Here is a 15,104-nt window from a genome sequence, read left to right as displayed (position 1 = left end):
GCCTTAGGCGCGCGAGGCCGCCAGAGCCTGGTCGATGGCCTGGGCCACCTGTTCGACCGTGCCCATGCCGTCCACCTCGACGAGCTTCTCATGGCTCTCGTAGTAGGGCAGCAGGGGCGCCGTCTGTTCGTTGTAGGCCGCCAGGCGGACCTTGAAGCTCTCCGGATTGTCATCCGGACGGCCCGACTCGGCGAATCGCCCGGCGATCCGCTCCATCAGGGCCGCGTCATCCACCTTGAGTCGGATGACCAGGTCCACCCGCGACCCCCGCTTCTCGAGCATCTCGTCCAGGGCCTTGGCCTGGGCGATCGTGCGGGGGAAGCCGTCGAAGATGGCGCCGCCGGCCCTCTCGGCCTCCGGCAGCCGGTCCTCGATGAGGGCGATGACGATCTCGTCGGAGACGAGGTCGCCGCGCTGCAGGATCCCTTCGACCCGCTTGCCGAGCTCGGAGCCCGAGGCGATGGCGGCGCGCAGCATGTCGCCGGTGGAGAGCTGGACCATGCCCTTCTCGCTCACCAGCCGCTTGGCCTGGGTGCCCTTCCCCGCCGCCGGCGGACCGAAAAGAATCAAATTCATCGCGTTAAATCCCTCCCCCGCCGGCCTTCAATGATCGGTCGGCGACTTTACCGTGCGGCCGTCAAGCGCGGCTGCGACCGCCCCTCAGCTTCGACTTCTTGATGAGGCCTTCGTACTGGTGGGCGAGCAGATGAGATTGAATCTGGGTCACGGTGTCCATGGTGACGGTGACCACGATGAGGATCGACGTGCCGCCCAGATAGAAGGGCGCGTTGTAGAAGCCGATCAGGGCCTCCGGCAGCAGACAGACCGCGGTGATATAGGCCGCGCCGATCACCGTCAGGCGCGTCAGCACATAGTCCAGATACTCCGCCGTCCGCTTGCCCGGCCGGATGCCGGGCAGGAAGCCGCCGTACTTGCGCAGGTTTTCGGCCGTCTCGTCGGGATTGAACACGATCGAGGTGTAGAAGAAGCAGAAGAAGATGATCAGGGCGCCGTAGAGCACCATGAACAGCGGCTGGCCGTGCTGCAGCGCGCCCACCATGCCGGGCAGCCACTGGGCCCATTCCGGCAGGTTGGCGTTGGCCAGGAAGCCCATCACCGTCGTCGGCAGCAGCAGCAGGCTGGAGGCGAAGATCGGCGGAATGACGCCGGCGGTGTTGATCTTCAGCGGCAGGAAGGAGGTGTCCCCGCCGACCATGCGGTTGCCCTGCTGGCGCTTGGGATACTGGACCAGCAGGCGGCGCTGCGAGCGCTCCATGAAGACGATGGCGACCACCACGGCGATGGCGATGGCCATGATCAGCAGCATGCCGACGCCGGACAGCGATCCCGTCCGCGTCATGGAGAACATCTGCCAGATGCCGCGCGGCAGAACCGCGACGATACCGGCGAAGATGATCAGCGAGATGCCGTTGCCCACCCCGCGGCTGGTGATCTGTTCGCCCAGCCACATCAGGAAGAGCGTGCCGCCGGTCAGGGTGACGACGGTGGAGACGACGAAGAACGGCCCCGGGTTCTGGACCAGCCCCTGGCTGGCGCTCAGACCCATGGCGATGCCGAAGGACTGGAAGACGGCCAGCACGACGGTGAGGTAGCGGGTGTACTGGTTGAGCGTCTTGCGCCCGGCCTCGCCGCCTTCCTTCCGCAGCTTCTCCCAGGGCGGATAGACCGCCCCCAGAAGCTGAACGATGATCGAGGCCGAGATGTAGGGCATCACGTTCAGGGCGAAGATGGCCATCCGCTCGACGGCGCCGCCCGAGAACATGTTGAACATGCCGAGAATGCCGCTCGCCTGGCCCTGGAAGGCCTGGGAGAAGGCGACCGGATCGATGCCCGGAATCGGGATGTAGGTCCCCAGGCGATAGACGATCATCGCCAGGAGGGTGAAACCGATCCGCTTGTGCAGCTCCGTCGCCTTCTGGAAGGCGCCGAAGTTCAGATTGGCTGCGAGTTGTTCGGCGGCCGAAGCCATTTAGATCCCCGCGTCTAAGAACCGGTCACACATAGGGGAGCCCCGCGCCCATGTCACCCGGCCGGACCCGGCCTTGCGACGAGAGAGGCCGGGACAGCGCGCCAGCGCCGCCCCGGCCCCGTTGAAAGGGCGTCAGGCCAACGGGATCAGGCCTCGGCTTCAGCCTCGACCCGGGTCGTCGTCACCTTGCCGCCGGCCTTCTCGACAGCTTCCCGCGCCGAGGCCGAGGCGTGGTAGACGGTGATGTCGATCTTGGACTTCAGTTCGCCCTTGCCGAGCAGCTTCACGCCGTCCTTCTCACGGCGCAGGACGCCGGCGGCCACCAGGGCCTTGCCGTCGATCGCCGACTTGGCGTCCAGCTTGCCGGCCGCGATGGCCTGCTCGATGCGCCACAGGTTGACCTCGGCCAGGTCCTTGGCGCCGTGGGCGTTGAAGCCGCGCTTGGGCATGCGCATGTGCAGCGGCATCTGGCCGCCTTCGAAGCCGTTGATCGAGACGCCGGTCCGGGACTTCTGGCCCTTCACGCCGCGACCGCCGGTCTTGCCCTTGCCCGAGCCCGGGCCGCGGCCGACGCGCATGCGGCCCTTGGTCGAGCCTTCACGCGGAGCGAGTTCGTTGAGCTTGGTCATGTTCGCCTCTCCTTGACGAGATCTGTCGCCGGGGCCCTGCCCCGACTCGGCTGAAAAAAGTGCGCCCCCGTTTCCGGGGGCGAAGGCCTGCGACGGCGGAAGGCTCTAGCCCTCCACCACCTCGACCATGTGCTGAACCTTGCGGATCATCCCGCGCACCGCCGGGGTGTCCTCGAGGGTGGCGACGCGGCCCACGCGGTTCAGGCCCAGGCCCACCAGGGTGGCGCGCTGGTCCTTGGCGCGGCGGATCGGGCTCGCCTTCTGGCGGACGGTGATCTTGGCCATCTCGCTTATCCTTCGGCTTCGGCGGCGACGGCCTCGGACGAGGCGCCGTCGGCGCGGCGGCCGATCACGTCGCTGACCTTCTTGCCGCGCTTGGCGGCGACCTGACGCGGCGACGCCTGGGCCTTGAGGGCCTCGAAGGTGGCGCGCACCATGTTGTAGGGGTTCGACGAACCGATCGACTTGCCCACGACGTCCTGGACGCCGAGGGTTTCGAGGACCGCGCGCATCGGACCGCCGGCGATCACGCCGGTGCCGGGAGGCGCCGCGCGGACCATCACCTTGCCCGCGCCCCAACGGCCGGCGCCGTCGTGGTGCAGGGTGCGGCTTTCGCGCAGCGGCACGCGGATCATCGACTTCTTGGCTTCTTCGGTCGCCTTGCGGATGGCTTCCGGCACTTCACGCGCCTTGCCGTGACCGAAGCCCACGCGGCCCTTCTGGTCGCCCACCACCATCAGGGCGGCGAACGAGAAGCGGCGGCCACCCTTCACGGTGGCGGCGACGCGGTTGATGTGCACCAGCTTTTCGACGATGTCGCTGTCGGCGCGCTCTTCGGCGGGATTTCCGCGATTGCGGTCCCGGCGATCGCCGCCGCCGCGCTGTTCGTTTCCACGAGCCATTCGCTTGATCCCTAGAAGTTCAGGCCGGCTTCACGCGCGGCCTCAGCCAGCGCCTTGATCCGGCCGTGATAAATGTAGCCGCCACGGTCGAAGACCACGTCCTTGACGCCCTTCTCGATGGCGCGCTGCGCCACCAGGGCGCCGACGCGAGCGGCGGCTTCCTTGTTCGAACCCTTGGCCGGCTTGTCGCCTTCCAGCGAAGAGGCCGCGGCCAGGGTCACGCCACGCTCGTCATCGATGACCTGAGCGTAGATGTTCTTGTCCGAACGGAAGACCGACAGGCGCGGGCGGCCGTTGGAGAGCGCACGGAGGCGCCGGCGATTACGCTCGGCGCGGCGCTTGGAGGTGTCACGAGGAGAGAGCGCCATGGCTTACTTCTTCTTGCCTTCCTTGCGGCGAACCTTTTCGCCGGCATAGCGCACGCCCTTGCCCTTGTAGGGCTCCGGCGGACGGATACGGCGGATACGGGCGGCGACCTCGCCGACCAGCTGCTTGTCGATGCCGCTGATCTTGATCTCGGTCTGCTTCGGGGTCGCGAACGTGACGCCTTCCGGCGGCGGAATGTCCACGTCGTGGCTGAAGCCGAGCTGCATGGAGAGCGCCTGGCCCTTCATGGCGGCCCGGTAGCCCACGCCGACCAGCTCGAGCGTACGCTCGTAGCCCTCGGTGACGCCGACGACCATGTTGTTCACCAGAGTGCGCGACAGACCCCACATCGCCTGGGCGCGGGTGGTGTCGACCTTCTTGGCGATGGTCAGTTCGGCGCCTTCCTGGCGGACTTCGATTTCTTCGGGCAGCGTCCAGGAGAGCTGGCCCTTGGGCCCCTTCACCGAGACGTCCTGACCGGAGATGGTCACCTGCACGCCGTTCGGGACGGGAACCGTCTTCTTGCCGATACGAGACATATCAGTAGACCCGGCAGAGCACTTCACCACCCACATTGGCGTCGCGGGCGGCGGTGTCGGACATGACGCCCTTGGGCGTCGACAGGATCGAGATCCCGAGGCCGTTCTTCACGGGCTTCAGGTCCTTGATCGACGAATAGACGCGGCGGCCCGGCTTGGAGACGCGGCTGATCTCGACGATCACGGGCTGACCGTCGAAGTACTTCAGCTCGATCTCGAACTCCGGGAACGCGCCCGGCTTCTGAACCAGCTGGTAGCCGCGGATGTAGCCTTCGTCGGCCAGCACGTCGAGGACGCGCGCGCGCATCTTCGAGGCGGGCGTGGCGACCTTGCTGCGGCCGCGCTGGGCGGCGTTCTTGATGCGGGCGATCATATCGCCGATGGGGTCGTTCACCATGGGGCCCCTCCTACCAGCTCGACTTCACGAGGCCGGGGATCTGACCCAGCGACCCCAGTTCGCGCAGCGCAACCCGGCTCATGCGCAGCTTGCGGTAATAGGCGCGCGGACGACCCGTCACGTCGCAGCGGTTGCGGATGCGAACCTTGGACGAGTTGCGGGGCAGCTCGGCGAGCTTCAGCCGGGCTTCGAAACGCTCTTCGAGCGGCAGGCTTTCGTCATTGGCGATCGCCTTCAGCGCTTCGCGCTTCTCGGCATATTGCTTGACGAGGGCCTTGACCTTCTCGTTGCGGTTGACAGCGCTTTTCTTGGCCATGTCTTGTTCCTCTCCCGTCCGTTTACGCGTTGAACGGGAACTGGAATTCCCGAAGAAGCTGGCGGGCTTCGTCGTCGGTCTTCGCAGTCGTGCAGACGATGATGTCCATGCCCCAGATCTGGTCGATCTGGTCGTAGTTGATCTCCGGGAACACCAGGTGCTCCTTCAGACCCATGGCGTAGTTGCCGCGGCCGTCGAAGGAAGTGGGCTTCAGCCCCCGGAAGTCCTTCACCCGCGGCAGGGCGATGGTGATGAGCCGGTCAAGGAACTCGTACATGCGGTCCTTGCGCAGGGTCACCTTGGCGCCGATCACCATGTTCTCGCGCAGCTTGAAGCCGGCGATCGACTGGCGGGCGCGGGTCGGCACCGGCTTCTGGCCGGCGATGGCCGCCAGGTCGGTGATCGCCGACTGGACCTTCTTGGAGTCGGCCACGGCCTCGCCGATCCCCATGTTCAGCACGATCTTGTCGAGCTTGGGGATCTGCATCTCGTTCGTGTAGCCGAACTGCTCCTTCATCGTCGCGCGGATGCGCTGACGATATTCGGTCTTCAGCCGGGGTTCGTAAGCCTGATCAGCCATTGATCACCTCGCCGGTCGTCTTGGCGACGCGCACCTTCTTGTCGCCTTCCACGCGGAAGCCGACGCGGGTCGGCTTGCCGTTGGAGTCGACGATGGCCACGTTCGAGACGTGAAGCGGCGCTTCCTTGTGCTTGATCCCGCCCTGGGGATCCATCTGCGTCGGACGCGTGTGGCGCTGAACCATGTTCAGGCCTTCGACGACGACGCGCTCTTCCTTCGGCATGACCTGAAGGACCTTGCCTTCGCGGCCCTTGTCCTTGCCGGTCAGGACGACGACGCGGTCGCCCTTCTTGATCTTCGCGGCCATCACAGCACCTCAGGCGCGAGCGAAATGATCTTCATGTGGTTCTTGGCGCGCAGTTCACGGGGAACCGGGCCGAAGATCCGCGTACCGATCGGCTCGCTTTGCTTGTTGACGATCACCGCCGCGTTCTTGTCGAAGCGGATGACCGAGCCGTCCTTGCGCTTGATGGCCGAGGACGTGCGGACCACGATGGCCTGCAGCACGTCGCCCTTCTTCACGCGGCCGCGCGGAATGGCTTCCTTCACGGAGACGACGATCTTGTCGCCCACGCCGGCGTAACGCCGCCCGGCGCCGCCCAGGACCTTGATGCACATCACACGACGCGCGCCGGAATTGTCGGCGACTTCGAGGTTAGTCTGCATCTGGATCATCGGATGAGATCCTCTCTCACGTCGTTTGCTGGTCGGCCTGCTTGGGCAGGACCTCCCAGGTTTTCAGCTTGGACTTCGGGGCGCACTCGATGATCCGGGCGCGCTCGCCGACCTTGTAGGCGTTGGATTCGTCGTGCGCGTGGTAGCGCTTGGAACGACGCACGGTCTTCTTCAGCACCGGGTGCAGAATGGTCCGCTCGACATTCACGACGATGGTCTTGTCGCCCTTGTCGGAGACGACCACGCCTTCGAGAATACGTTTCGGCATAAGCGGTCTCCTTAGGCCTGCGCCTGCTTGGAACGCAGGATGGTCTTCAGCCGCGCGATATCCTTGCGGATCTCGTTCACGCGGTGGGTCTTCTCGACCTGGCCCGTCGCCGCCTGGAAGCGCAGGTTGAACTGCTCCTTCTTCAGGTTCAGCAGAGCCTCGGCGATCTGATCGGGGGTCATGCCCCGGACTTCAGCGGCTTTCATCAGGCATGCTCCGCGACAGCAGCGTCGATGCGGGTGACGATACGGGTCTTCACCGGCAGCTTGGCCGCGCCGAGACGCAGGGCCTCACGCGCGATATCGTCCGGCACCCCGTCGATCTCGAACATGATCCGGCCGGGATGGACGCGGGCGGCCCAGTACTCGACCGAACCCTTACCCTTACCCATCCGGACCTCGGCCGGCTTGTCGGTGACCGGCAGGTCCGGGAAGATCCGGATCCACACGCGGCCCTGACGCTTCATCTGGCGGGTGATCGCCCGACGCGCGGCTTCGATCTGGCGCGCGGTGATGCGTTCCGGCTCGAGCGACTTCAGGCCGTAGGAGCCGAAGTTCAGCGTGAAGCCGCCCTTGGCCGTCCCGTGGATGCGGCCTTTGAACTGCTTCCGGTACTTGGTCTTCTTAGGAGACAGCATGACTCGTAATCCTTAAGCGCCGGCCTGCTCGCGCCGATCGCGGCGCGGGCCACGGTCCCCACGGTCGCCACGGCCGCCGCCCTCGCCGGCCGGGCCGGACTCGGTGGCCAGGCGCTTGTCCTGGGCCATGGGATCGTGCTCGAGGACTTCGCCTTTGAAGATCCAGACCTTCACGCCGATGATGCCGTAGGTGGTCTTGGCTTCGGTGAAACCGTAGTCGATGTCGGCGCGCAGGGTGTGCAGCGGCACGCGGCCTTCGCGATACCATTCCATCCGCGCGATTTCGGCGCCGCCGAGGCGGCCCGAGACGTTGATGCGGACGCCCTTGGCGCCCAGGCGCATGGCCGACTGCATCGAACGCTTCATGGCGCGACGGAAGGCGATCCGGCGCTCGAGCTGCTGGGCGATGTTCTCGGCCACCAGCTGGGCGTCGGTCTCGGGCTTGCGGACCTCGACGATGTTCAGGTGAACGTCGCCTTCGGTCAGGGCCGACAGGTCCTTGCGGAGCTTGTCGATGTCGGCGCCCTTCTTGCCGATGATCACGCCGGGACGCGCCGCATAGATGGTGATGCGGCACTTCTTGTGCGGACGCTCGATGATGATGCGCGAGACGCCGGCCTGGGCGAGGCGCTTCTTCAGCTCCCGGCGAACCTTGAGGTCCTCGTGGAGCAGGCGGCCATAGTCACGGCCGTCGGCGAACCAGCGGCTGTCCCAGGTGCGGTTGATGCCGAGGCGGAGCCCGACCGGATTGATTTTCTGACCCATCAGGCAGCCTCACCAAGTTCCCGGACCACGATGGTGATCTCGGAGAAGGGCTTCTCGACCCGCGAAGCGCGACCCCGCGCACGGGCGTGGAAGCGCTTCATGACCAGGTTCTTGCCCACGAAGGCCTCGGCGACGACCAGGGAGTCGATGTCGAGGTTGTGGTTGTTCTCGGCGTTCGAGATGGCCGAGTAGAGCGCCTTGCGGACATCGCGGGCGATGCGCTTGCGGCTGAACTCGAGCTCGTTGAGCGCCTGCTGGACCTTGAGGCCGCGGATCGACTGGGCCACCAGGTTCAGCTTCTGCGGACTGATGCGCAGGGTCCGGACCTTGGCCATGGCCTCGGCGGACTCGACACGGCGGCCCTTGGTTTGCTTGGCCATGACTACTTCCTCTTGGCCTTCTTGTCGGCCGCGTGGCCCGGGAAGTACCGGGTGGGCGCGAATTCGCCGAACTTCATGCCGACCATCTCCTCGGAGACCAGCACCGGCACATGCTTGTGACCGTTGTGGACGCCGAAGGTCAGGCCGACGAACTGCGGCATGATGGTGGAGCGGCGCGACCAGGTCTTGATCACGTCCTTGCGGCCGGAGCTTTGCGCAGCCTCGGCCTTCTTGAGCAGGTATCCGTCGACGAACGGACCTTTCCAGACGGAGCGGGTCATGACTTAGCGAGCCTTCCGAGCGTGACGCGAGCGGATGATGAACTTGTCCGTCGCCTTGTTGGTGCGGGTCTTGCGGCCCTTGGTCGGCTTGCCCCACGGCGTCACCGGGTGACGACCGCCGGAGGTCCGGCCTTCACCACCGCCGTGCGGGTGGTCGATCGGGTTCATGGCGACGCCGCGGACGTGCGGGCGACGGCCCTTGTGGCGCGTGCGGCCGGCCTTGCCCAGGACCTCGTTCATGTGGTCCGGGTTCGAGACGGCGCCGACCGTGGCCATGCAGCTGTCCTGCACCATGCGCAGTTCGCCCGAGTTCAGGCGGATCTGGGCGTAGCCGGCGTCGCGGCCGACCAGCTGGGCGTAGGCGCCGGCGGAGCGGGCCACCTGCCCGCCCTTCAGCGGCTTGAGCTCGATGTTGTGGATGATGGTACCGATCGGCATGGCGCGCAGGGGCATGGCGTTGCCCGGCTTCACGTCCGCCTTCTCGGAGGCCACCACTTCGTCGCCGGCCTTCAGGCGCTGCGGCGCCAGGATGTAGGCCTTCTCACCGTCCGCATACTTCACCAGAGCGATGAAGGCGGTGCGGTTCGGGTCGTACTCCAGGCGCTCGACCGTGCCGACCACGTCGAACTTGCGACGCTTGAAGTCGATCTTGCGGTACAGGCGCTTGGCGCCGCCGCCACGGAAGCGCACGGCCACCCGGCCGCCGCCGCCCCGGCCGCCCGACTTGGTCAGGCCTTCGACGAGCGACTTCTCGGGCCGGCCCTTGTGGAGCTCGGACTTGTCGACCAGCACCAGGCCGCGGCGGCCAGGCGAAGTCGGGTTGAATTGCTTCAAGGCCATCGGATCAGAGCCCCGTGGTGATGTCGATCGACTGGCCCTCGGCCAGGGTCACGACAGCTTTCTTGACGTCGGAACGACGACCGGTGATGCCGCGGAAGCGCTTGGTCTTGCCCTTCACGTTCAGGGTGTTGACCTTGGTCACATTGACCTTGAACAGCGCCTCGACGGCGGCGGCGATCTCATCCTTGGTGGCGTCGCCGGCGACGCGGAACACGACCTTGTTCTGCTCCGAAAGCAGGGTCGCCTTCTCGGTGATCACCGGGGCCAGGATGGTGTCGTAGTGGCGGGCGGTCGGCTCGGCCATCACGCAGCTTCCTTCTCAGCGAACCGCGCATTGATCGCTTCCACCGCGTCCTTGGTGAGGACGAGGGTCTGGCGACGCAGCACGTCGTAGACGTTCAGGCCGGCGTTCGGCAGCACGTCCACATTGGGGATGTTGCGCGCGGCGAGGCGGAAGTTGCCGTCCACCTCGGGGCCGGCGATGACCAGGGCGTTGGTCAGGCCGAGCTTGGCGAAGTTGGCGCGCAGGGCGGCCGTCTTCGGCGCGTCCAGAGTGGCGGAGTCGAGCACCACCAGGGCGCCGGCCTTGGCCTTGGACGACAGCGCATGCTTCAGGGCGAGCGCCCGGACCTTCTTGGGAAGGTCGAAGGCGTGGCTGCGGACCACGGGGCCGTGGGCCTTGGCGCCGCCGACGAACTGAGCCGCACGGCGCGAACCGTGACGGGCGCCGCCGGTGCCCTTCTGCTTGTACATCTTCTTGCCGGTGCGCGAGACTTCGTTGCGCACCTGGATCTTGTGCGTGCCGGCGCGGCGCTTGGCCAGCTGCCAGGTCACGCAGCGCTGCAGGATGTCGCCGCGGATCTCTTCGATGCCGAAGATGGCGTCGGACAGTTCGATCGAACCGCCCTTCCCGCCGTCGAGCTTGATGACGTCGAGCTTCATTATTCTTGACCCTCGGCAGCCGGCGCTTCGGCCGGAGCTTCTTCCGCAGCCGCGGCCGGAGCCGGAGCGGCGCCGGCGGCCTTGAAGGCGCCCGGCTTCGGCGCGTCGGCCGGCAGGGCGGACTTCACCGCGTCGCGGATCTTCACGAACGAGCCCTCGGAGCCGGGAACGGCGCCCTTGACCAGTATCAGGTTGCGCTCGGGATCGACGCGCCAGACGGTCAGGTTGAGGGTGGTGACGGTCTCGACCCCGTAGTGGCCGGCCATCTTCTTGTTCTTGAAGGTCTTGCCGGGGTCCTGACGGTTACCCGTCGAACCGTGGGCCCGGTGGGACACCGACACGCCGTGGGTGGCGCGCATCCCGCCGAAGTTCCAGCGCTTCATGGCGCCGGCGAAGCCCTTACCGATGGTGGTTCCGGTGACATCGACCTTCTGGCCGGCGACGAAATGGTCGGCCGTCAGTTCGGCGCCCACCTCGATCAGGTTGTCCTCGGAAACCCGGAATTCGCCCAGGGTCCGCTTCGGCTCGACCTCGCCCTTGGCGAAGTGACCGCGCAGGGCCTTGGTCGTGTTCTTGGCCTTCTTCGCGCCCGCGCCGAGCTGGAGGGCCACGTAGCCGTCCTTCTCCTTGGTGCGCTGGGCCACCACCTGGCAGCCTTCCAGGCTGAGGATGGTGACGGGCACGTGGACGCCGCTTTCATCGAAGAAGCGCGCCATGCCCAGCTTCTTGGCGATCACGCCGGTACGCATCGGCTTGGTCCCCTTAGAGCTTGATCTCGACGTCCACGCCGGCGGACAGGTCGAGCTTCATCAGCGCGTCCACGGTCTGCGGGGTGGGGTCGACGATGTCGAGCACGCGCTTGTGCGTGCGGATTTCGAACTGCTCGCGCGACTTCTTGTCGACGTGCGGCGAGCGGTTGACGGTGAATTTCTCAATACGGGTCGGCAGGGGAATGGGTCCCCTGACGGTGGCGCCGGTGCGCTTGGCCGTGTTGACGATCTCGCGAGTGGAATGGTCCAGCACGCGGTGATCGAAGGCCTTGAGCCGGATGCGGATGTTCTGACGATCCATATCGCTCTTTGTTTTCCCTACAGACGGCGGTCCGCCCGCGTGACTTTGACCATTTCAAAGACCAACTCCGGAACCTCGAGAGGTCCCGTACGCGTAGCCCGCAAAAACGAATTCGGCCCGCGCGAACCCGCGAGGGCCACCCCAAGTAAGCCGTGTTGAACTCGACTCAGGTCGTTCCGCGGACCGCGTCTGCGGCGCGAACGCCGCACAGCCGGTCCAACAGGAGGCGCGTAAATACATAGGCGACTCGCCGGCGTCAAGGGCCGTGAGCCGCCCGGAGGCGACTAGCTGGCCTCGCCGACGCTCACCGAGCCCGAGCCGATGACCGACTTCTCGACCGATCCGCGCACGCGCTGGGCGTGAACGTCGCCCGAGCCGGCGATACGGGCGCGCAGTTCGCCGGCCTCGCCCTCGAACCGGACGTCGCCGGACCCGGCGATGTCGGCTTCGAACCGATCGACCTTGCCGCCCTGGACGCGGATGTCGCCGGAGCCGGCGATTCGGGCCTTGAGGCGCTCGCCCTCGACGGAGGCGACGCTGACGTCCCCGGAGCCGGCCAGGTCGACGTCGAGCTCGCCGCGCACGTCCCGGACAGCGACGTCGCCGGAGCCGGCGATCTGGATCTTGGCCGACTGGGACGACCCGGCGCGCAGGTCGCCGGAGCCGGCCTGGGCGAGATCCATCGGACCGGACACGTTGGCGATCACCCAATCGCCGCACCCGGCGTTGGAGAAGTCGAGGCTGTCGGAACGGCCGATCGAGCCGAAGACGGCGCCGCTCACCTCGACCTCGGCGGCCATGGGCGTGCGCACGACCACCTGGGGCATGTCCGCATAGGCCACGTCGCCGACCCCGGAGACGCTGACGGTGGGGTTCCCGCCCCGCGTCCGGCAGGCGCGGATGTCGCGGTCCAGATCGCCGTCGACGAAGACCTTCGCCCCGCGGGTCATGACGCGCAGCGGAAGGCTTGGGTTGGTGGAGACGAACTCCACCTTCACGTCCGTCCGCGCCTCGGGGATCACCACCACCCGGGCGACGGCGTCGCGCACCTCGACCTCGGCGGCCTGGGCGGCGCCGGTCAGGGCGGCCGCGGCGGCCGCCAGTGCCAGGATCATCTTTGAACGGCGCATGGCCTGCTCCCTCTCAACCTCTTGACGAGGACGCTAGCGGGGCCGACGCCGAGACACAGCTTAAATCGCGGTCATGACATCGCCGTCATCGACGGCCGCCGTGCTCCGCCTCGAAGGCCGCGAGCAGGGCCTCGTGCCGCCACTGCTCGCGGGCCTTGTCGCTGGCGGCCACCAGATCGGCGCAGGCGCCGGGCCGCGGCTCGGCGCGTCCGACCTGGCCGCGGCAGGCGGCGTGGGGCCGGCGATAGGTCCCCGGATCGGCCCACAGCCCCTCGCCGGCCAGGAAGCTGAAGGCCAGGGCGTTGCGCGCCGAGCGCTTGAGATCCTCATAGGTCGCCCCATAGGCCTCCGCCCGCTCGTACTCATGCGACAGGTCGATGCGCAGCAGGCCGGCGTCGTCCGTCGACAGGCTGACGGGGACGCCGCGCTGGCGCAGCCAGGCATAGGGATGTTCGTCCGGGGCGAGGTCGAGGATGACCGCGTTGGAGGTGAGGTTCACCTCCACCAGGACGCCACGTTCGGCCATGTCGGCGGCCAGGGCCTCGGCCCCGATCTCGTGGGGCAGATCGACGCCATGACCGATGCGCCGGGCGCCCGCCACGCGCAGCGCCTGTGCGATGTGGTCTCGCAGATGCTCCGGCGGCGCGTAGTCGAAGGTGAGCTCGCCCGCATGCAGGGCGGCCGGGGCGAGCTGTCCGCGGCCCGTCAGAAAGCCCACCATCTCCATGTGGAGCGGATAGTTGGCCAGGGCTGCGGGATGGTCCTCCGGCGCCACCATCTGCAGTCCCACCCAGCGCCGATCGGCCTGGACGAGCGCCACGCCCAGCTGGAGCTGCGCGAAGGTCGCCTCGGGCGGCAGGGTCCGGATGGTCTGGACGAGATAGCGCACGGTCACCTGGCAGCCCGGACGGGCCTGGGGCGTGCCGCAGGCCAGGACCTGCCGGGCCCGGGCCTCCATGGCGTCGGTTCCGGCGATGGCGGCCGAGACCAGGGCCCCGAGGCCCGCCTGATCCACGGCCGCCTTCATCTCGGCGAGGTCCTCGCGCAGGCCGACCTTGATCCCCAGGGCCGCAGCGGCCTGGCCCTGGGGCGTCACCATGGCCTCCAGATAGAAGGTGTTCTGATGGGCCAGGTCGTCCATCACCAGGGCCAGCATGTCCCCGGACCGCTGCGGTCCGATGGCCCCGATGCGGCCGAAGACGCCGAAGAACTGGTCGTGGCCCGAGCGGTCGCGGAAACCTTCGTGGCGGGTGCTGAAGCTGTCCAGCAGACCGGAGTAGAGCCCCTCGTCCGCGAAGGCCTCCGCAGCGGGCCTCAGACCCTCGCCCGCGCAGGGCGGCGGCGCGAGCGCGAGCTCGGCCACGTCCACGCAAAGCCCGTCCTCCGCCGCCCAGGCGAGCAGCGTCTCGGGGAAGATGGCGCCGGCGATATGGTTGTGCAGTTCGCCGCCCTTGGGCATGGCCTTGGTGAAGGCGATGCGCTCGCCCTTGGTCATGCCAGCGAGGTCCGGCGCGGCCATGGCCGGGCCGGCCAGGACCGCCGCAACCCCGACGGCTCCCAGCAGTCTTGCGCAAGCCGCGAACATGCGAGTCATCGCCCCCTCCCCGTTTCGGCTCAAGGCGGCCCGAGAGGCGCGGCCAGGTCAAGGTTCGGGGCAAGAAAAAGGCCCGCCGGATGACCGGCGGGCCTTTGGAAGCTTGTGGGCGGGGTTTGGGGTCCCGCCCGGTCCGCTGTGGTGTGCGGTTACTCGATGATCTTGGCCACGACGCCGGCGCCGACCGTCCGGCCGCCTTCGCGGATGGCGAAGCGCAGGCCCTGGTCCATGGCGATCGGCGTGATCAGCTCGACGTCCAGCTCGGCGTTGTCGCCGGGCATGATCATCTCGACGCCTTCCTTCAGCTTGATGATGCCGGTCACATCCGTCGTCCGGAAGTAGAACTGCGGACGGTAGTTGGTGAAGAACGGCGTGTGACGGCCGCCCTCTTCCTTCGTCAGGATGTAGGCCTCGGCCACGAACTTGGTGTGCGGCGTGATCGAGCCCGGCTTGCACAGCACCTGGCCGCGCTCCACGTCCTCGCGCTTGGTGCCGCGCAGCAGCACGCCCACGTTGTCGCCCGCCTCGCCCTGGTCCAGCAGCTTGCGGAACATCTCCACACCCGTGCAGGTCGTCTTCTGCACCGGACGGATGCCCACGATCTCCACTTCGTCGCCGACCTTCACCAGACCCTTCTCGATCCGGCCCGTCACCACCGTGCCGCGGCCCGAGATCGAGAACACGTCTTCCACCGGCATCAGGAACGGCAGGTCCACCGGACGCTCCGGCTGCGGGATGTACTCGTCCACCGTCCGCATCAGCTCCAGGATCGCCTGTTCGCCGATCTCCGGATCACGCCCTT

General features: G+C 67.3%; 26 protein-coding genes. All 26 read right to left on the bottom strand.

Going from position 1 to position 15,104, the window contains the following annotated elements; translation table 11 throughout:
* Window positions 1-3: 3 nt before the first annotated feature.
* Window positions 4-576 (bottom strand): adenylate kinase, encoded by a 573-nt coding sequence (locus H2041_RS01865; RefSeq protein ID WP_293408847.1) that lies wholly within the window; start codon window positions 574-576, stop codon window positions 4-6.
* A gap of 61 nt (window positions 577-637) precedes the next feature.
* Window positions 638-1,990 carry a preprotein translocase subunit SecY gene (gene secY / locus H2041_RS01860; RefSeq protein WP_293408845.1) on the bottom strand — a complete coding sequence of 451 codons (1,353 nt, stop codon included), beginning with the start codon at window positions 1,988-1,990 and terminating at the stop codon, window positions 638-640.
* A 146-nt stretch (window positions 1,991-2,136) separates the two neighbouring features.
* A complete protein-coding gene (gene rplO / locus H2041_RS01855) occupies window positions 2,137-2,619 on the bottom strand; it encodes a 50S ribosomal protein L15 (RefSeq protein WP_293408843.1) in 483 nt (160 codons plus the stop codon).
* A 105-nt stretch (window positions 2,620-2,724) separates the two neighbouring features.
* A complete protein-coding gene (gene rpmD / locus H2041_RS01850; RefSeq protein WP_293408840.1) occupies window positions 2,725-2,904 on the bottom strand; it encodes a 50S ribosomal protein L30 in 180 nt (59 codons plus the stop codon).
* Between the two features lie 5 nt (window positions 2,905-2,909).
* Window positions 2,910-3,521 carry a 30S ribosomal protein S5 gene (rpsE, locus tag H2041_RS01845; protein ID WP_293408838.1) on the bottom strand — a complete coding sequence of 204 codons (612 nt, stop codon included), beginning with the start codon at window positions 3,519-3,521 and terminating at the stop codon, window positions 2,910-2,912.
* An 11-nt stretch (window positions 3,522-3,532) separates the two neighbouring features.
* Window positions 3,533-3,889, bottom strand: a complete 357-nt coding sequence (gene rplR, locus H2041_RS01840; protein WP_293408836.1) for a 50S ribosomal protein L18 — start codon at window positions 3,887-3,889, stop codon at window positions 3,533-3,535.
* A 3-nt stretch (window positions 3,890-3,892) separates the two neighbouring features.
* Window positions 3,893-4,426, bottom strand: a complete 534-nt coding sequence (gene rplF / locus H2041_RS01835) for a 50S ribosomal protein L6 (RefSeq protein ID WP_293408835.1) — start codon at window positions 4,424-4,426, stop codon at window positions 3,893-3,895.
* 1 nt (window position 4,427) lies between these two features.
* A complete protein-coding gene (gene rpsH, locus H2041_RS01830) occupies window positions 4,428-4,823 on the bottom strand; it encodes a 30S ribosomal protein S8 (RefSeq protein WP_293408833.1) in 396 nt (131 codons plus the stop codon).
* A 10-nt stretch (window positions 4,824-4,833) separates the two neighbouring features.
* Window positions 4,834-5,139, bottom strand: coding sequence for a 30S ribosomal protein S14 (gene rpsN / locus H2041_RS01825; RefSeq protein WP_293408831.1), 306 nt, complete (start codon window positions 5,137-5,139; stop codon window positions 4,834-4,836).
* Window positions 5,140-5,161: 22 nt separating this feature from the next.
* On the bottom strand, window positions 5,162-5,719 hold the full coding sequence (gene rplE / locus H2041_RS01820) for a 50S ribosomal protein L5 (RefSeq protein ID WP_293408829.1): 558 nt from the start codon (window positions 5,717-5,719) through the stop codon (window positions 5,162-5,164).
* Window positions 5,712-6,026 (bottom strand): 50S ribosomal protein L24, encoded by a 315-nt coding sequence (gene rplX / locus H2041_RS01815; protein ID WP_293408826.1) that lies wholly within the window; start codon window positions 6,024-6,026, stop codon window positions 5,712-5,714. Before rplX ends, rplE begins: the two co-directional genes overlap by 8 nt.
* On the bottom strand, window positions 6,026-6,394 hold the full coding sequence (gene rplN / locus H2041_RS01810) for a 50S ribosomal protein L14 (RefSeq protein ID WP_056018090.1): 369 nt from the start codon (window positions 6,392-6,394) through the stop codon (window positions 6,026-6,028). The genes rplX and rplN overlap by 1 nt, the downstream gene beginning before the upstream one ends.
* 16 nt (window positions 6,395-6,410) lie before the next feature.
* Window positions 6,411-6,662 (bottom strand): 30S ribosomal protein S17, encoded by a 252-nt coding sequence (gene rpsQ, locus H2041_RS01805; RefSeq protein WP_293408824.1) that lies wholly within the window; start codon window positions 6,660-6,662, stop codon window positions 6,411-6,413.
* 11 nt (window positions 6,663-6,673) lie between these two features.
* Window positions 6,674-6,868, bottom strand: a complete 195-nt coding sequence (gene rpmC, locus H2041_RS01800) for a 50S ribosomal protein L29 (protein WP_293408822.1) — start codon at window positions 6,866-6,868, stop codon at window positions 6,674-6,676.
* Window positions 6,868-7,299 carry a 50S ribosomal protein L16 gene (gene rplP, locus H2041_RS01795; RefSeq protein ID WP_293408820.1) on the bottom strand — a complete coding sequence of 144 codons (432 nt, stop codon included), beginning with the start codon at window positions 7,297-7,299 and terminating at the stop codon, window positions 6,868-6,870. Before rplP ends, rpmC begins: the two co-directional genes overlap by 1 nt.
* Window positions 7,300-7,311: 12 nt before the next feature.
* Window positions 7,312-8,064, bottom strand: coding sequence for a 30S ribosomal protein S3 (gene rpsC / locus H2041_RS01790; protein WP_293408818.1), 753 nt, complete (start codon window positions 8,062-8,064; stop codon window positions 7,312-7,314).
* The gene (rplV, locus tag H2041_RS01785; protein WP_293408816.1) at window positions 8,064-8,444 is read right to left on the bottom strand and encodes a 50S ribosomal protein L22; all 381 of its coding nucleotides are present in this window, start codon (window positions 8,442-8,444) and stop codon (window positions 8,064-8,066) included. Before rplV ends, rpsC begins: the two co-directional genes overlap by 1 nt.
* Before the next feature lie 2 nt (window positions 8,445-8,446).
* Window positions 8,447-8,725: a 30S ribosomal protein S19 gene (rpsS, locus tag H2041_RS01780; protein ID WP_290491851.1), complete on the bottom strand. Its 279-nt coding sequence runs from the start codon at window positions 8,723-8,725 to the stop codon at window positions 8,447-8,449.
* Window positions 8,726-8,728: 3 nt separating this feature from the next.
* Window positions 8,729-9,565 (bottom strand): 50S ribosomal protein L2, encoded by an 837-nt coding sequence (gene rplB, locus H2041_RS01775; RefSeq protein ID WP_293408814.1) that lies wholly within the window; start codon window positions 9,563-9,565, stop codon window positions 8,729-8,731.
* 4 nt (window positions 9,566-9,569) lie between these two features.
* The gene (locus H2041_RS01770; protein ID WP_293408811.1) at window positions 9,570-9,869 is read right to left on the bottom strand and encodes a 50S ribosomal protein L23; all 300 of its coding nucleotides are present in this window, start codon (window positions 9,867-9,869) and stop codon (window positions 9,570-9,572) included.
* The gene (gene rplD, locus H2041_RS01765) at window positions 9,869-10,507 is read right to left on the bottom strand and encodes a 50S ribosomal protein L4 (RefSeq protein ID WP_293408809.1); all 639 of its coding nucleotides are present in this window, start codon (window positions 10,505-10,507) and stop codon (window positions 9,869-9,871) included. The genes H2041_RS01770 and rplD overlap by 1 nt, the downstream gene beginning before the upstream one ends.
* Window positions 10,507-11,256 carry a 50S ribosomal protein L3 gene (gene rplC, locus H2041_RS01760; RefSeq protein ID WP_293408807.1) on the bottom strand — a complete coding sequence of 250 codons (750 nt, stop codon included), beginning with the start codon at window positions 11,254-11,256 and terminating at the stop codon, window positions 10,507-10,509. Before rplC ends, rplD begins: the two co-directional genes overlap by 1 nt.
* A gap of 13 nt (window positions 11,257-11,269) precedes the next feature.
* Window positions 11,270-11,578: a 30S ribosomal protein S10 gene (gene rpsJ / locus H2041_RS01755; RefSeq protein ID WP_091739014.1), complete on the bottom strand. Its 309-nt coding sequence runs from the start codon at window positions 11,576-11,578 to the stop codon at window positions 11,270-11,272.
* 284 nt (window positions 11,579-11,862) lie between these two features.
* A complete protein-coding gene (locus H2041_RS01750) occupies window positions 11,863-12,708 on the bottom strand; it encodes a DUF2807 domain-containing protein (RefSeq protein ID WP_293408804.1) in 846 nt (281 codons plus the stop codon).
* A gap of 85 nt (window positions 12,709-12,793) precedes the next feature.
* Window positions 12,794-14,302 carry an adenosine deaminase gene (locus H2041_RS01745; protein ID WP_293408801.1) on the bottom strand — a complete coding sequence of 503 codons (1,509 nt, stop codon included), beginning with the start codon at window positions 14,300-14,302 and terminating at the stop codon, window positions 12,794-12,796.
* A 149-nt stretch (window positions 14,303-14,451) separates the two neighbouring features.
* On the bottom strand, window positions 14,452-15,104 hold a 653-nt coding region (locus tag H2041_RS01740; protein ID WP_293408799.1), incomplete at its 5' end, for an EF-Tu/IF-2/RF-3 family GTPase.

This window comes from Phenylobacterium sp. (genome assembly GCF_013911965.1).
In the GTDB taxonomy this organism is placed as follows: Bacteria; Pseudomonadota; Alphaproteobacteria; order Caulobacterales; family Caulobacteraceae; genus Phenylobacterium.
Note: the sequence above shows the minus strand (reverse complement) of the source record. Positions and strands in the feature narration are given on the sequence as shown.

Coding starts and splice junctions, on each gene's coding strand:
- rpsE (WP_293408838.1), bottom strand. CDS start 3,521: ATGGCTCGTGGAAACGAACAGCGCGGCGGCGGCGATCGCCGGGACCGC.
- rpsN (WP_293408831.1), bottom strand. CDS start 5,139: ATGGCCAAGAAAAGCGCTGTCAACCGCAACGAGAAGGTCAAGGCCCTC.
- H2041_RS01750 (WP_293408804.1), bottom strand. CDS start 12,708: ATGCGCCGTTCAAAGATGATCCTGGCACTGGCGGCCGCCGCGGCCGCC.
- rplD (WP_293408809.1), bottom strand. CDS start 10,507: ATGAAGCTCGACGTCATCAAGCTCGACGGCGGGAAGGGCGGTTCGATC.
- secY (WP_293408845.1), bottom strand. CDS start 1,990: ATGGCTTCGGCCGCCGAACAACTCGCAGCCAATCTGAACTTCGGCGCC.
- H2041_RS01770 (WP_293408811.1), bottom strand. CDS start 9,869: ATGGCCGAGCCGACCGCCCGCCACTACGACACCATCCTGGCCCCGGTG.
- H2041_RS01745 (WP_293408801.1), bottom strand. CDS start 14,302: ATGACTCGCATGTTCGCGGCTTGCGCAAGACTGCTGGGAGCCGTCGGG.
- rpsJ (WP_091739014.1), bottom strand. CDS start 11,578: ATGGATCGTCAGAACATCCGCATCCGGCTCAAGGCCTTCGATCACCGC.
- rplV (WP_293408816.1), bottom strand. CDS start 8,444: ATGGCCAAGCAAACCAAGGGCCGCCGTGTCGAGTCCGCCGAGGCCATG.
- rplR (WP_293408836.1), bottom strand. CDS start 3,889: ATGGCGCTCTCTCCTCGTGACACCTCCAAGCGCCGCGCCGAGCGTAAT.
- rplN (WP_056018090.1), bottom strand. CDS start 6,394: ATGATCCAGATGCAGACTAACCTCGAAGTCGCCGACAATTCCGGCGCG.
- rplB (WP_293408814.1), bottom strand. CDS start 9,565: ATGGCCTTGAAGCAATTCAACCCGACTTCGCCTGGCCGCCGCGGCCTG.
- rplP (WP_293408820.1), bottom strand. CDS start 7,299: ATGCTGTCTCCTAAGAAGACCAAGTACCGGAAGCAGTTCAAAGGCCGC.
- H2041_RS01865 (WP_293408847.1), bottom strand. CDS start 576: ATGAATTTGATTCTTTTCGGTCCGCCGGCGGCGGGGAAGGGCACCCAG.
- rplX (WP_293408826.1), bottom strand. CDS start 6,026: ATGGCCGCGAAGATCAAGAAGGGCGACCGCGTCGTCGTCCTGACCGGC.
- rpsS (WP_290491851.1), bottom strand. CDS start 8,725: ATGACCCGCTCCGTCTGGAAAGGTCCGTTCGTCGACGGATACCTGCTC.
- rpsQ (WP_293408824.1), bottom strand. CDS start 6,662: ATGCCGAAACGTATTCTCGAAGGCGTGGTCGTCTCCGACAAGGGCGAC.
- rpsC (WP_293408818.1), bottom strand. CDS start 8,064: ATGGGTCAGAAAATCAATCCGGTCGGGCTCCGCCTCGGCATCAACCGC.
- rplF (WP_293408835.1), bottom strand. CDS start 4,426: ATGTCTCGTATCGGCAAGAAGACGGTTCCCGTCCCGAACGGCGTGCAG.
- rplE (WP_293408829.1), bottom strand. CDS start 5,719: ATGGCTGATCAGGCTTACGAACCCCGGCTGAAGACCGAATATCGTCAG.
- rpmC (WP_293408822.1), bottom strand. CDS start 6,868: ATGAAAGCCGCTGAAGTCCGGGGCATGACCCCCGATCAGATCGCCGAG.
- rpmD (WP_293408840.1), bottom strand. CDS start 2,904: ATGGCCAAGATCACCGTCCGCCAGAAGGCGAGCCCGATCCGCCGCGCC.
- rpsH (WP_293408833.1), bottom strand. CDS start 4,823: ATGGTGAACGACCCCATCGGCGATATGATCGCCCGCATCAAGAACGCC.
- rplC (WP_293408807.1), bottom strand. CDS start 11,256: ATGCGTACCGGCGTGATCGCCAAGAAGCTGGGCATGGCGCGCTTCTTC.
- rplO (WP_293408843.1), bottom strand. CDS start 2,619: ATGACCAAGCTCAACGAACTCGCTCCGCGTGAAGGCTCGACCAAGGGC.